This is a genomic window from Alloalcanivorax sp. C16-1 (assembly GCF_046507805.1).
GTDB lineage: Bacteria > Pseudomonadota > Gammaproteobacteria > Pseudomonadales > Alcanivoracaceae > Alloalcanivorax.
In genome coordinates this window covers 22,794-35,911 of sequence record NZ_JBKFTK010000013.1, presented here as the reverse complement: position 1 = coordinate 35,911, position 13,118 = coordinate 22,794, and the positions used below count along the sequence as shown (strand labels likewise).

General features: G+C 67.6%; 13 protein-coding genes. 5 read left to right on the top strand and 8 right to left on the bottom strand.

All coding sequences use genetic code 11. The annotated features are described in order from the left end of the window. The first annotated feature begins 86 nt into the window (after nucleotides 1-86). From ACLD0W_RS18715 to ACLD0W_RS18700, 4 genes are all read left to right on the top strand, one after another. Nucleotides 87-893 carry an alpha/beta fold hydrolase gene (locus tag ACLD0W_RS18715; protein ID WP_410308963.1) on the top strand — a complete coding sequence of 269 codons (807 nt, stop codon included), beginning with the start codon at nucleotides 87-89 and terminating at the stop codon, nucleotides 891-893. Between the two features lie 29 nt (nucleotides 894-922). Next, on the top strand, nucleotides 923-1,969 hold the full coding sequence (locus ACLD0W_RS18710) for a 2,5-dihydroxypyridine 5,6-dioxygenase (protein ID WP_410308962.1): 1,047 nt from the start codon (nucleotides 923-925) through the stop codon (nucleotides 1,967-1,969). Further along, nucleotides 1,966-2,586, top strand: coding sequence for an isochorismatase family protein (locus tag ACLD0W_RS18705; RefSeq protein ID WP_410308961.1), 621 nt, complete (start codon nucleotides 1,966-1,968; stop codon nucleotides 2,584-2,586). The genes ACLD0W_RS18710 and ACLD0W_RS18705 overlap by 4 nt, the downstream gene beginning before the upstream one ends. A 99-nt stretch (nucleotides 2,587-2,685) precedes the next feature. Continuing rightward, nucleotides 2,686-3,411, top strand: coding sequence for a TetR/AcrR family transcriptional regulator (locus ACLD0W_RS18700; protein ID WP_410308960.1), 726 nt, complete (start codon nucleotides 2,686-2,688; stop codon nucleotides 3,409-3,411). Between the two features lie 247 nt (nucleotides 3,412-3,658). Here ACLD0W_RS18700 and ACLD0W_RS18695 read toward each other — a convergent pair whose 3' ends face one another. The 3 genes from ACLD0W_RS18695 to ACLD0W_RS18685 all read right to left on the bottom strand — a co-directional run bounded on the left by ACLD0W_RS18695 (nucleotide 3,659) and on the right by ACLD0W_RS18685 (nucleotide 7,650). Beyond that, entirely contained in the window at nucleotides 3,659-5,818 is a 2,160-nt protein-coding gene (locus ACLD0W_RS18695; RefSeq protein ID WP_410308959.1) for a malate synthase G, read from the bottom strand. A 160-nt stretch (nucleotides 5,819-5,978) separates the two neighbouring features. After that, entirely contained in the window at nucleotides 5,979-6,836 is an 858-nt protein-coding gene (ttcA, locus tag ACLD0W_RS18690) for a tRNA 2-thiocytidine(32) synthetase TtcA (RefSeq protein ID WP_410308958.1), read from the bottom strand. A 13-nt stretch (nucleotides 6,837-6,849) separates the two neighbouring features. Then, nucleotides 6,850-7,650 carry an SDR family oxidoreductase gene (locus ACLD0W_RS18685; RefSeq protein ID WP_410308957.1) on the bottom strand — a complete coding sequence of 267 codons (801 nt, stop codon included), beginning with the start codon at nucleotides 7,648-7,650 and terminating at the stop codon, nucleotides 6,850-6,852. A gap of 167 nt (nucleotides 7,651-7,817) precedes the next feature. On the opposite strand from ACLD0W_RS18685, the gene ACLD0W_RS18680 reads away from it, so the two are divergent. Beyond that, the gene (locus ACLD0W_RS18680; protein ID WP_410308956.1) at nucleotides 7,818-8,354 is read left to right on the top strand and encodes a YecA family protein; all 537 of its coding nucleotides are present in this window, start codon (nucleotides 7,818-7,820) and stop codon (nucleotides 8,352-8,354) included. Nucleotides 8,355-8,357: 3 nt separating this feature from the next. On the opposite strand, the gene ACLD0W_RS18675 is transcribed toward ACLD0W_RS18680, so the two are convergent. The 5 genes from ACLD0W_RS18675 to modA all read right to left on the bottom strand — a co-directional run bounded on the left by ACLD0W_RS18675 (nucleotide 8,358) and on the right by modA (nucleotide 13,112). Continuing rightward, nucleotides 8,358-8,933 (bottom strand): hypothetical protein, encoded by a 576-nt coding sequence (locus ACLD0W_RS18675; protein ID WP_410308955.1) that lies wholly within the window; start codon nucleotides 8,931-8,933, stop codon nucleotides 8,358-8,360. 29 nt (nucleotides 8,934-8,962) lie between these two features. After that, the gene (locus ACLD0W_RS18670) at nucleotides 8,963-10,534 is read right to left on the bottom strand and encodes a GMC oxidoreductase (RefSeq protein ID WP_410308954.1); all 1,572 of its coding nucleotides are present in this window, start codon (nucleotides 10,532-10,534) and stop codon (nucleotides 8,963-8,965) included. Nucleotides 10,535-10,649: 115 nt separating this feature from the next. Continuing rightward, the gene (gene modC / locus ACLD0W_RS18665) at nucleotides 10,650-11,696 is read right to left on the bottom strand and encodes a molybdenum ABC transporter ATP-binding protein (RefSeq protein WP_410308953.1); all 1,047 of its coding nucleotides are present in this window, start codon (nucleotides 11,694-11,696) and stop codon (nucleotides 10,650-10,652) included. Between the two features lie 13 nt (nucleotides 11,697-11,709). Next, nucleotides 11,710-12,390: a molybdate ABC transporter permease subunit gene (gene modB / locus ACLD0W_RS18660; protein ID WP_410308952.1), complete on the bottom strand. Its 681-nt coding sequence runs from the start codon at nucleotides 12,388-12,390 to the stop codon at nucleotides 11,710-11,712. Then, a complete protein-coding gene (modA, locus tag ACLD0W_RS18655; protein ID WP_410308951.1) occupies nucleotides 12,387-13,112 on the bottom strand; it encodes a molybdate ABC transporter substrate-binding protein in 726 nt (241 codons plus the stop codon). The genes modB and modA overlap by 4 nt, the downstream gene beginning before the upstream one ends. Nucleotides 13,113-13,118: the final 6 nt, after the last annotated feature.

Sequence of the window (13,118 nt, the reverse complement as noted above, 5' to 3'; positions counted from 1 at the left end):
CCTACCAGATGCTCAAGGCCCTGGACCTGGAACCCGTCGTCCCCGGCGCCGGCGCCCTGCTGTCCGGCGCTTACTGAGGAGGCCCCATGAGCGAATACCTGTACGGCGCCAACGTGCACGCCAACGGCATCCGCCAGCACTACCTGCGCTACGGCGGCAAGGGCCCGGCGGTGGTGATCGTGCCGGGCATCACCAGCCCGGCGGTGACCTGGGGTTTCGTGGCCGAACGTTTCGGCCGCCACTTCGACACCTATGTGTTGGACGTGCGTGGTCGCGGGCTCAGCGAAGCCTCCGACACCCTGGACTACGGCCTGGATGCCCAGGCCGACGACGTGGCCGCCTTCGCCGAGGCGCTCGGTTTACAGCGCTATATGGTGGTCGGACACTCCATGGGCGGGCGCATCGCGGTGCGCCTGGCCCGCCGCCACCCGGACGCCGGCTTCGACCGGCTGGCGCTGATCGACCCGCCGGTGTCCGGCCCCGGGCGGCGCCCCTACCCGTCCGCCCTGCCCTGGTACGTGGATTCCATCCGCGCCGCCCGGGAAGGCATGGACGCCGACGCCATGCGCGAGTTCTGCCCCACCTGGAGCGAGCAACAGCTGCGCCTGCGCGCGGAATGGCTGCACACCTGTGACGAGCGCGCGGTGGTCAAGAGCTACGACGACATGCACCAGGAAGACATTCACCAGGACATGCCGCACATCCAGGTGCCGGTGCTGTTGATGGCGGCGGGCCGTGGCGACGTGATCAGCGACGCGGACGTGGCGGAAATCGAAACCCTGATTCCCGAACTGCGCGTCACCCGCGTCACCAGCGCCGGCCACATGATTCCCTGGGACGACGAGGACGCCTTCTACCGCGCCTTCGGCGATTTTCTCGGCACGCCTCTTTGATTTCTGATTTTCGGTAAAGGAGCCCTGTCATGGCGGTCAGCGACACCCAAATGATCGACGCCTGGAAACAGGTTCTGACCCTCTCGAAACTGCAAGCCGGTGACATCGTCACCCTGTTGACCAGCGACGGCACCCACCCGCAGACCCTGCGTACCGCCCTGGTGGCGCTGGGTCAGCTGGGGGCCCGCGCCAACCGCCTGGAACTGCCACCGGTGAACGGCGAGAAATCGCTGAGCCGCGACCCGCTCGCCTATCTGGGCACCACCCCGCTGAGCGGCAACCGGGCGGCCATCGCCGCGCTCAAGGAAAGCGATCTGGTGCTGGACCTGATGACCCTGCTGTTCTCCCCGGAGCAGCTCGACATCCTCAAATCCGGCACGCGCATTCTGCTGGCGGTGGAACCGCCGGAGATCCTCGCGCGGCTGGTGCCCACGGAAGCGGACCGGGCCCGGGTCAATCGGGCGGCGGCGCGGCTGGAGCGGGCCCGGGAAATGCACGTGACCTCCGCGGCGGGCACCGATCTGCGTTGCCCGCTGGGGGATTACCCGGTGATTCAGGAATACGGCTTCGTCGACCAGCCCGGTCGCTGGGACCACTGGCCCAGCGGCTTCGTGGTGACCTGGGCCAACGAGGGCCAGGCCAACGGCACCGTGGTGCTCGACCGGGGCGACATTCTGCTGCCGCAGAAATGCTACGTGCAGGCGCCGGTGCGCCTGACCGTGCGCGAGGGTTATGTCACCGCCATCGAGGGCGGCCTGGACGCGGACCTGTTGCGCGACTACATGGACGCCTTCGACGACCCGGAATCCTATGCCCTCTCCCATGTGGGCTGGGGTCTGCAGAAGCGGGCACGCTGGTCGACCCTGGCGCTGTATGACCGGGAAGCGACCATCGGCATGGATGCGCGCGCCTTCGAGGGCAACTTCCTGTGGTCCACCGGTCCCAACAATGAAGCCGGCGGCGACCGCACCGCCGCCTGCCACATCGACATCCCCATGCGCGGCTGCACCGTCCGTCTGGACGGCGAGACCCTGGTGCGCGACGGTCGGGTTCTGGAGCAGGAGCCCGACGCATGAGCCAGGATCAGGACGTCTACCAACAGCAGGGGTTCGGCGGGCGGCTGGGTCTGCACGGGCGACCTGCTCTGCTGCTGGTGGACTTCGTCAACGGCTTCGCCGATCCGAACCGATTCGGCGGCGGCAATATCACCGACGCCATCGAGGCCACCGTGCCGGTGCTGGCCGAGGCGCGCCGACGCCGCTGGCCGGTGGTGCACACCCGCATCGTGTTCGCCGACGACGACGCGGACGCCAACGTGTTCACGCTCAAGGTGCCGGGTCTGCTGGGGCTCAAGGAAACCGACCCGGCCAGCGCCATCGTCGACCGGCTGGCGCCGGTGGACGGCGAATGGGTGCTGCGCAAGACCGTGCCTTCGGCATTCTTCGGCACCGGTCTGGCGGCCTGGCTCACCCAGCGTGGCGTCGGCACCCTGGTGGTCACCGGCTGCACCACCAGCGGCTGCGTGCGCGCCAGCGTGGTGGACGCCATGAGCCACGGCTTCCGGCCGCTGGTGCTGGAGGACTGCGTCGGTGACCGGGCCCTGGCGCCGCACCGGGCCAACCTGTTCGACATGGCCCAGAAGAACGCGGACGTGCTGCCCTGGGCGGCGCTGGCCCGTCAGCTGGAAGCCTGACCGGCGGCGGCGCCAGCGTGATGCAAATGGGGGGAACAGGCCCTAGAATACGCGGCGGCGCTTGTATTTATTCACCTCTTTAATTCTGGCCGGAGTCCCATGCCCAGCCCCAAAGTCCAGGGCCGACGCGGTGTCGCCCCGAAGAAGAAAACCAAGACCGCGGCCCGCAACCGCCCCGGCCGACCGGAAGGCTCCAACGGCCAGGTCCGCGACCGCATTCTGAATGCCTCGGAATTGCTGTTCGCGGAACGTGGCTACGCCGGCACTACCCTGCGTGAAGTGGCGGACGCCGCCGAAGTCACCCAGGCGCTGATCAACTATTACTTCGGTTCCAAATACGGCCTGTTCCAGGAAGTGTTCCTGCGTCGCGGCAAGCGCATCTCCGACCAGCGCCTGGAACGCCTGAGCGAACTGGAACGCCAGGGCCCGCTTCAGGTCGTCGACATCGTGCGTGCCTTCCTGATCCCCACCCTGGAACTGCGCGCCACCGTCTCCGGCCGCGCCTTTATCCGCCTGCAGGCGCGCCTGCACACGGAACCACCGGAGATCTCCTACGAACTCCGCGACGAAGCCTACAACGAATCCACCAAGGCGTTCGTGGACGCCTTCCGCAAGGCCCTGCCGAACATCAGCGAACGGGACGCCCACTGGCGCGTGATCCTGATGATCGGCGCCTACATGTACGCCTTCTCGGACACCCACCGCCTCGAACAACTGGCCCCCGGCATCTGCCACCCGGAAGACTCCGAAGAAGTCCTCCAACAAATGACCGCCTTCGTCACCGCCGGCATGCAAGCCCCCCCTACCGGGGTCGGACCACGATAACCCCTTGATATAGCTGGAGTTCGCCTTCCTGACGGGGCGTTCAGAAGGCTTAAACAGCGGTTTTGCCGGCCTGAATGGCCATCTTAAGGCGGGACGGCTGTCCCGTTATTCGCGCTTTTCATGGGCGAAAACACGGCTCTAAGCAGCGAATGCCAGGTTGCTGGAGGATCAAAAACGAGGGGAATCAGGGGGTTAGGGTGGTCCGACCCCAGAAAAAAGCCCGGCGGAGCCGGGCTTGGGGGGGGGGTCAGGCTTCGCCTTTGAGTTCCAGGCGGCGGCGGTGCAGGACCGGTTCGGTGTAGCCGCTGGGTTGTTCGCAGCCTTTGAACACCAGGTCGCAGGAGGCCTGGAAGGCCTTGCCGTTGAAGTCCGGCGCCATGTTCCGGTAGGTCGGGTCACCGGCGTTCTGCTGGTCCACCACCTCGGCCATGCGCTTCATGGACGCCATCACCTGTTCCTCGGTGACGATGCCGTGGTGCAGCCAGTTGGCGATGTGCTGGCTGGAGATCCGGCAGGTGGCGCGGTCCTCCATCAGGCCCACGTTGTTGATGTCCGGCACCTTGGAGCAGCCCACGCCCTGGTCGATCCAGCGCACCACATAGCCAAGAATGCCCTGGGCGTTATTGTCCAGTTCCTGCTGGATGTCCTCGTCGCTGAGCTCACGGTCGAGCAGCGGGATGGTGAGGATGTCGTCCAGGGAAGCGCGCTGACGGCTGGCCAGCTGGTCCTGAACCTCCTGCACGTTCACTTCATGGTAGTGCATGGCGTGCAGGGTGGCGGCGGTGGGCGACGGCACCCAGGCGCAGTTGGCGCCGGCTTTCGGGTGGCCGGCCTTGGTGGCCATCATTTCCGCCATCTCATCCGGCTTCGCCCACATGCCCTTGCCGATCTGGGCCACGCCTTTCAGGCCGCATTCCAGACCGATGTCCACGTTCCAGGCCTCGTAGGCGTTGATCCACGGCATGCCTTTCATGTCGCCCTTGCGGGCCATGGGGCCGGCTTCCATGGAGGTGTGGATTTCGTCGCCGGTGCGGTCCAGGAAGCCGGTGTTGATGAAGATCACCCGGTCCTTGGCGGCGCGGATGCACTCCTTCAGGTTCACGGTGGTGCGGCGCTCTTCGTCCATGATGCCGATCTTGAGCGTGTTGCGTTCCAGACCCAGGGCGTCTTCCACGCGCTCGAACAGTTCCACGGCGAAGGCCACTTCCTCGGGACCGTGCATCTTCGGCTTGACGATGTACACCGAGCCGGTGCGGCTGTTGCGCGCGCCATCGGTTTTCTTCAGGTCGTGCATGGCGGCCAGCACGGTGAACATGGCGTCCATGATGCCTTCCGGAATTTCCTCGCCTTTATAGAGGATCGCCGGGTTGGTCATCAGGTGGCCCACGTTACGCACCAGCATCAGGGAGCGGCCCGGCAGTACCAGAGTGCCGCCGTCCAGAGCGGTGTATTCCCGGTCCGGGTTCAGTTCGCGGGTCAGGGTGCGGCCGGCTTTCTCGAAGGATTCCTTCAGGTCGCCCTTCATCAGGCCCAGCCAGTTGCGGTACACCTCGACTTTCTCTTCCGCGTCCACCGCGGCCACCGAGTCTTCGCAGTCCTGGATGGTGGTGACGGCGGATTCCATCAGCACGTCCTTGACGTGGGCCGGGTCCTCGGCGCCGATCGGGTGCTGGTCGTCCACCTGGATTTCCGCGTGCAGGTTGTTGTGCTTGAGCAGCACGCCGTCCGGTTTGCCGACGTCGCCGCGGTAGCCCTGCAGCTGGCTTTCGTCCTTCAGGCCGGATTCACCGTCCTTGAGGCGCACCACCAGTTTGCCGTCCTGGATCGCATAGCCGGTGCTGTCCTTGTGGGAGCCGCCGGCCAGCGGGAAATATTTGTCGAGGAAATCCCGGGCGTAGGCAATCACCTTGTCGCCGCGTTTCGGGTTGTAGGCGCCGCCTTTCTCGGCACCGCCTTCGTCGGAAATCATGTCGGTGCCGTACAGGGCATCGTAGAGGCTGCCCCAGCGGGCGTTGGCCGCGTTCAGGGCGAAGCGGGCGTTGCGCACCGGTACCACCAGCTGCGGGCCGGCGATGTGGGCGAATTCCTCGTCCACGTTCTTGGTGCCCACCTTGAAGTCACCGCCTTCGGGGAGCAGGTAGTCCAACTCCTGCAGAAAGGTTTTGTACTCCGCCGGATCGATCTTCCGACCCTTGCGATCCAGATGCCAGGCGTCGATCTTCTTCTGGATGTCCTCACGCTTGGCGAGCAGCGCCTTGTTGCGCGGCGCCAGGTCGGCGAGGATTTTTTCCAGCTCGGCCCAGACGTGCTCCGGATCCACGCCGGTGCCCGGGGCGATCTCGTTGGCCACCAGATCATGGAGTTCTTTAGCGACGTCCAGGCCGCCTTTTTGGATGCGATCGGTCATGTGCTCCTACCTTTCAGGTCGAGAGTCGATACGAGGCCAGGGCAACGCGTGCTGGCCGGAAAGCGGCGGCATTTTACCGGAAACCCGGCCATGAATCATGCGGTGGGGCGCCGCCGTCGTGACGCATCGGTCACGGAAAATGAACGATCACCGCCGATCGTTATTGGAACAGGTTGACCACGTCCAGCCGGTGCGCGGCGGCGCCACCGCGCTGCTGGCCGTCTTCCAGGTGTTCGAAGTCGAACAGGCGGGTATCGGCAAGCTGCGACGGCGCCACGTTACCGATCGCCGAGAAGATGTTTTCGATGCGCCCGGGGAACCGTTTGTCCCACTGGTTGAGCATCTCCTTCACCGCCTGGCGCTGCAGGTTTTCCTGGGAGCCGCACAGGTTGCAGGGAATGATCGGAAAATTTTTGAAGGCGGCGAACTCGACGATGTCCTTTTCGCGGCAATAGGCCAGCGGCCGGATCACGATGTGCTTGTTGTCGTCGCTGCGCAGCTTGGGCGGCATGGCTTTCATCTTGCCGCCGAAGAACATGTTCAGAAACAGGGTCTCGACGATGTCGTCACGGTGGTGGCCCAGGGCGATCTTGTTGGCGCCGATCTCCTCGGCGAAGCCGTACAGGCTGCCCCGGCGCAGACGGGAACAGAGCGCGCAGGTGGTCTTCCCCTCGGGCACCTTCTCCTTGACGATGGAATAGGTGTCCTTTTCCAGGATGTGGTAGGCCACCCCTTCCCGCTCCAGGTACTCCGGCAGCACGTGCTCGGGGAAACCGGGCTGCTTCTGGTCCAGGTTCACCGCCACCAGCTCGAAGTGCACCGGCGCCGAGTGCTGCAGATTGCGCAGAATCTCCAGCATGGTGTATGAGTCCTTGCCACCGGACAGGCACACCATGATGCGGTCGCCTTCCTCGATCATGTTGAAATCGGCGATGGCACGGCCGGTTTCGCGCCGCAGTTTCTTCTGCAGCTTGTTGAGACGGGTGCGTTGTTTGGCGTCCAGGGCGTCGGCGGTCATAGAACGGCTCGGATCAGGTCACCTTGATTTTGCGGATTACGCGACGGTACAGCGGCGGCGCCCAGCGCTTCAGGTAGACGCCCGCGCCCTCGCGGCCGGCGATGATAACCTGATCGCGGCCGCGCTGCACGGCCTCCACCAGTTTGCGGGCGCACTCCGCCGGGTCCATGCCGTTGGCCTGGGCGTCGTCCAGGGTCCCCTGCTCGCTGCCGTCGCCGACCAGCGCGTTGTAGGACAAGCGGGTATGAATAAAGCCCGGCAGCACCAGGGTCACGCGCACGCCGTTGTCGTACTCCTCGGCGCGCAGCGCCTCGAAAAAGCCGTGCAGGGCATGTTTGCTGGCGCTGTAGGCGGAGCGCTTCGGCGTCGGCAGCTCGCCGACCAGGGAGGTGACCACCACGAAGCGGCCGCCGCCCTGGCGCAGAAACGCCGGCAACACCGCCTTGGTCAGCGCCACGGTGCCGAAGTAGTTCACCTCCATCATGCGCCGATCCACCGCCAGGCTGGTGTCCCGGGCCAGAGCACGCTGGGAGATGCCGCCGTTGTGCACCACCTGGTCGATGCGCCCGAAATGGTTCAGCACCCGCTCGGTGGCCGGCCCCATGGCCGCCTCGTCGGTCAGATCCAGGGGCAGAACCAGGTGCTCGTCGGCGTTGACCAGGCCGGCACGCACCCGCTCCAGCTCTGACTCGCGGCGGGCGGAGAGCACCAGCCGGGCGCCATAGCGGGCGTATTCCGCCGCCGCCGCCTCGCCGATGCCCGAGGACGCGCCGGTAATCCAGACCACCTGATCCGCTAGCGACGATGAGGGCATGGCGGGTTCTCCTTAAGCAATGAGTGATGGAAGGCCGAATGATGAAAGCACGCGAATCATGAAAGCACGAGAGTAGAAGGCCCGGCCCGTCCGGGCAAGGCCACGGCTGGGCGCGGCGGCGGCGAACGGGTATCCTGGCGGCCCGTGCCAGCCACCCCCAGGACACCATGACCACCATCACCAATCCCCAGCTCAAGGACACCATCACCCACCACTTCGCCGACCAGGGTGAGGAAGCGCCTTCCTGGGTGGAAACCCATGGTCTGCTGTGCGCCTTCGCGGTGGGCCCCTACCAGGGCCCGGCGGACTTCGGCGAAGCTCTGGAAATGCCGCTGCCGGAGGCGGTGGCCGCCGCCCTGGACGAACTGCGCGCGCGCCTGCTCACCGACACCCTGGCCGGCGAGCGCATCACCCTGCCCTGCCTGCTGGACCCTTACCAGGAAGACGACGGTAACGACCTGGCATCCTGGTGCGCGGGCTTCCTCAGCGGCGTGTTCCTGCACGAGCAGCAGTGGTTCACCGAGGACGACGAAGACGACACCATGGCCAACTGGCTGCTGCCCATGATCCTGATTTCCGGCGTCGACGAGGACCCGGAACTGGACGAGGTGTGGCGCGACGAGAAGCTGGTGCGCCAGATGGGCCGGGGTATTCCGGATGTGCTCGAGGAAATCCTGCTGCACTTCCAGGGGCCGGAAGGCTGACCCTCAACCCCGCCCTTCATCCGCCAGCGACAGATGCCCGGTGTCCGGCACCGGGGCCGGTGCCTCCCGCTTCAGCGTTTCGATCACCGCGCCGGGCTCGGCCATGGACAGGTGGCCGGTGTCCGGCGCCGGCGGCGGCGCGGGCCGCTCCGAGGGGTCCATATCCGCGCCCACCGGGGCCACCTGGAAAGGCCCGGTAAAGCCGGTGCCGCCGGTACGCAGGGTGCCCACGGTTTCCAGGTCAGCGTCTTGGGAGCCCTCAGGGTCTTGAGAGCCCTCAGCCTTGGTTTCCATGGGAGCGTCAGCGGCCGCCTGACCGGACCCTGAAGCGGGGGTGGGCGCGCCCAGCGGCTGCAGTTCGCAGCGGGCGCCGGCCTGGCGCAGGGCCACCTGGAACTTGCGCGCGGTGGCCTCGTCCACGTCTTTCTTGACCGTTCGCGGGCCGCCGCCGAGCAGCTGCCGCGCCTTGCCGTCCGGCATCTTGAACAGCCGCGCCAGCCGCGCCGCCACCTGCTCCGGATCGGCGCCGCCCAGGGTCTCGCCGGTGATCACCACCTGGTACCGATTGTCGTCGTTCATGCCTGTTTTTCCGCTCTCTCGATGTTGCGTTACCCGCGCCACTGCTCGGCGGCGTGTTCCGCCAGGGCGGCGATGGTGCGCGACGGGTTGAGCCCCAGGGCGCGGGGCACCGTGGCGCCGTCCACCACGAACACCCCGGGATAGTTGAACACTTCCCCGGCGTGGTTCACCACGCCCTGCTTCACGGTGTTGGCCATATTGCAGCCCCCCAGCGGGTGCGGCGTCACCAGATTGCGGAACCAGCGCCAGGTGGCCGGCGTCATCGCCCGGCCGCCGGTGGCCTCGGTGAGTCGCAGGTGCCGTTCGGCCAGCGCCTGCACCGCCTTCTCCGCGAACCGGTAATCCCACTTCAGACGCAGCCGGTCCTTCTTCCAGGGCGCGTACCAGCGCCGCCCCAGAGCAAAGTGACCACCGGGGCCGTCGATGGCCTGCCCGAACCAGGGCATCAGGCCGGCGAACGGGTTGCTGTCGCGGCCGTATTCCAGCAGGGCCGCGCCCAGCCGGGTGCGGGCCAGGCGCGGGTGCCGGCCGGCCCGCTCCAGCCAGTTGCCGAGCAGGTCGGGAATGCCGCCGTCCTCGACAAAATAGCGGGCGCCGCCGTCGCTGCCGTCCAGGTAATCGATGGCCGAGGTGATGGTCGGTCCACGGGTGGGGGCGATGTCCCGATCCGGATAGAACGCCGGCGTCATGAAGTCACCGTTGCTGGTCCAGCCCCGGCCCAGGGCGGGGCTCAGCCGGGGCAGGGTTTTGTACTGGTCGCGGCAGCGCAGCAGCAGCTCCGTGGAGCCGACACTGCCGGCGGCGACGATCACCCGGCGCGCGCGCAGCCGGCGCCAGGCGCGGGCGTCCAGGTCACGGACGCCGACTTCGTAGTCGCCGCCCTCCAGCGGCCGGATCCAGCGCACCTGCTGCAGCGGGCGCACGTCGGCGCCCTTCTGCTCGGCGCGGGCCAGGTAGTTCAGATCCAGGGTGTTCTTGGCCTGCACCGGGCAGCCCAGGTCGCAGTTGCCGCAGTGCACGCAGGTGCCCTGCCGCTGGCCCTGTTCGTTGGTCCAGGGCTTGCTGTGGCGGTAGTCGAAGGCGTCGTCCAGGCCGGCGTGCCAGTCCGGGTCGAAGGTGATCGCCTGGGGCACCACCCGGAAGCGGTGACCGTGACCGAGCTTATCGGCGGATTCGTGCATCAGGCGGGTGCGCGGGGTCCACTGCCGGTCCGGCAGGGTCTGCACATTGAGCATGCGACCGACGGTGCGGTAGTGGGGCTTGAGGATGGCGTGGGTGATCGCCTCCGGCCAGCCCTGTTCGAACACCTGGGGCGGCGGTTCGATGCTGACGTTGGCGTAGATCAGCGAGCCGCCGCCGACGCCGGCGCCCAGGGCGATGCTCATATCACCGAAGTAGCGGAAATCCAGCCAGCCGTTCTGGCGCTCCGGCTCGTCCTCGTCCCAGAACCAGTGGTCCTGGCTGACGCTGGGGTAGTCCTCCGGTCGCCAGCGGCGGCCACGTTCCAGCACCACCACCTGTTCGCCGCGCTCGGCCAGCCGGCAGGCCATCACCGAACCGCCGAAGCCACTGCCAATAATCAGCGTATTGACGCTTTCCATCCTTGTTTCCCCCTGTCCATGGTGATCCCCAAAGGCGGTTTGCCGCCCATTATTATTCCGTTCAGGATGCCGGCAGGTTAGCAGATCGCCGCCGCGCCGCGCAGCCGCCGCGCGGCTAGACCAGGGCGGCGGCCTTGATCTGGGCGTAGACGGTGCTGTCCGGGCGCAGACCCAGGCTGTCCCGGGACAGGGTGGACAGCCGCGCCAGCAGCCACTGCCCTTCGCATTCCAGGCGCACCAGGCACTGCCCGTGGCCCAGGTCGCGCAGGCTGTCCACCCGGGCGGGCAGAATGTTGAGCACGCTGGAATCGCGGGCGGCGCTGAGCGTCAGGCTCACGTCCCGGGCCGCCACCTTGAGACGTGGCGTGTCGCCCCGGGGGCCGTCGGCGGGCAGGCGCAGCACCCGCTCGCCCAGGGCCAGTTCCAGCAGATGGTGTTGGGGATCGTAGTGGCGGTGACGGGTATGCAGCACCACCGCCGCCTGGCCGCCGGCGGCCAGCGGTCCGTGCAGCCCGGCCAGCCGTTCGGTGAGTTCGCCCTGCTCGCGCAGGCCGCCCTGATCCAGCCACCAGAGGTGGTCGCCCAGGGTCATCACCTCGTCGAGCTGGTGGGTGACGTACAGCACCGGCAGGCGTTCGGCGACCCGGGCGATCACCGTCATCAGCGCCTGGCGGCGCTCCGCGTCCAGCGCCGACAACGGCTCGTCCAGCAGCAGCAGATCCGGCTCGGTGAGCAGTGCCCGGGCCAGGGCCACCCGTTGGGCCTCGCCGCCGGACAGGCCGGCCACGCCGCGCGTCAGCAGCGGCTGCAATTCGGTCAAGGCCACCACCTCCCGCCAGCGACCGGTGTCGGCGCCGGAGCGGCGGGCGGCGAAACGCAGGTTGCCGGCCACGTCCAGATGGGGAAACAGGGTCGGCTTCTGCAGCATCAGCCCCACCGGCCGACGATGGGCCGGCAGGCTGTCGCCCTCGTCCTGCCACACCTGATCGCCAAAACGGATCAGGCCCTGGCACGGTTGCAGCCCGGCGATGGCTTTCAGCAGACTGCTTTTGCCGGCGCCGGAAACGCCGAACAGAATGGTCACGCCCCGCTCCGGCAGCCGGCCGTTCACCGTCAGCCGGAAGTCGCCGCGCCGCAGTTTCAGGTCCACCTGCAAACTCATGGCCGGCCTCCCATCAGGTCAGCGTCCCCGGGCGGCGCTGCCAGCGGAACAGGCCCCACAGCAGCACCAGGGACAGCAGCACCAGCACCAGGGCAAGCTGGTGGGCCTGGGCGTAGTCGCCCACTTCCACGTGTTCATAGAGCGCCACCGAGGCCACCCGGGTCTGGCCGGAAAGGCTGCCGCCGATCATCAGCACCACGCCGAACTCGCCCAGGGTATGAGCGAAGCCAAGCACCGCCGCCGACAGGTAACCGGGCCGCGCCAGCGGCAGCACCACATTGCGGAACCGATCCCAGGGCGGCGCCCCCAGGGTGGCGGCCATGTCCAGGGTGTCCTGATCGATGGCGAGAAAGGCGTTCTTCAGGGGCTGCAGCACGAACGGCAGGGAATACAGCACCGAGCCCAGCACCAGGCCGGTAAAGGTAAACGCCAGGCTGTGGGCGCCCCACAGGCCGGCCACCAGCCCGCCGGGCCCGTTCGGGCCCAGCCACAGCAGCAAATAGAACCCGAGCACCGTGGGCGGCAGCACCAGCGGCAGCGCCAGCAGCGCTTCCAGCAGCGCCTGCCCCCGCCGGCGACGGCGCGCCAGCCACCAGGCCAGCGGCGTGCACAGCATCAGCAACAGGGTGGTGCTGATCAGCGCCAGCTTGACGCTGACCCAGAGCGCCTGCCAGTCCGCCGGCGATACCGTCACCGGGGCGCGACGCCGTAGCCGGCTTCCTCGATGCGCTCGCCGGCGGCGTCGCTGCTCAGGAACTCATAGAAGGCGCGCGCCTCGGCCCGGTCCTTCAACAGCAGGCTCTGCTGCTCGATGGTCGGGTAGAGTTCGCTGTCCGGCAGCCACAGACTGCCGCCGGCGCCGCGCACCTGGCTGAACGCCACGAAGCCAGCGCGGGCGGCGCCGCTGCTGGCGAAATGGTAGGCCTGGCCCACGTTCTCGCCCTGCACCACCTTGACCGACGACGGCAGGTTCAAGGCGTCCAGCACCGCCTGACCGGCGGCGCCGTAGGGCGCCAGGCGCGGGTTGGCCAGGGCGATCGGGCTCAGGTCGCCGCTTTCCAGCAGCGCCGGGCCCAGGTCCAGGCCCTGCTCCGGGCTCCACAGCGCCAGCCGGCCCAGGGCGTAGACCCGGCGGGTGCCGTCCACGCCGCGGCCTTCTTTATCCAGTTCCATCGGCCGACGGTCATCGGCGGCCAGGAAAATGTCGAACGGCGCGCCCTGGCGGATCTGCGCGGCCAGCTTGCCGGTGGACGCCACCGTGGTCTCGATGGTGACGTCGGGGTGATCCTTGCCGTACAGCGCCACCAGGGTTTCCAGGGGCTTGGCGAAATTGGCGGCCACCGCCACCCGCACCGGCTCGGCGGCGGAGGTGGCGATGGACAGGATCAGGCCGGCCAGCAACAACAGAACGCGCATTCGAAC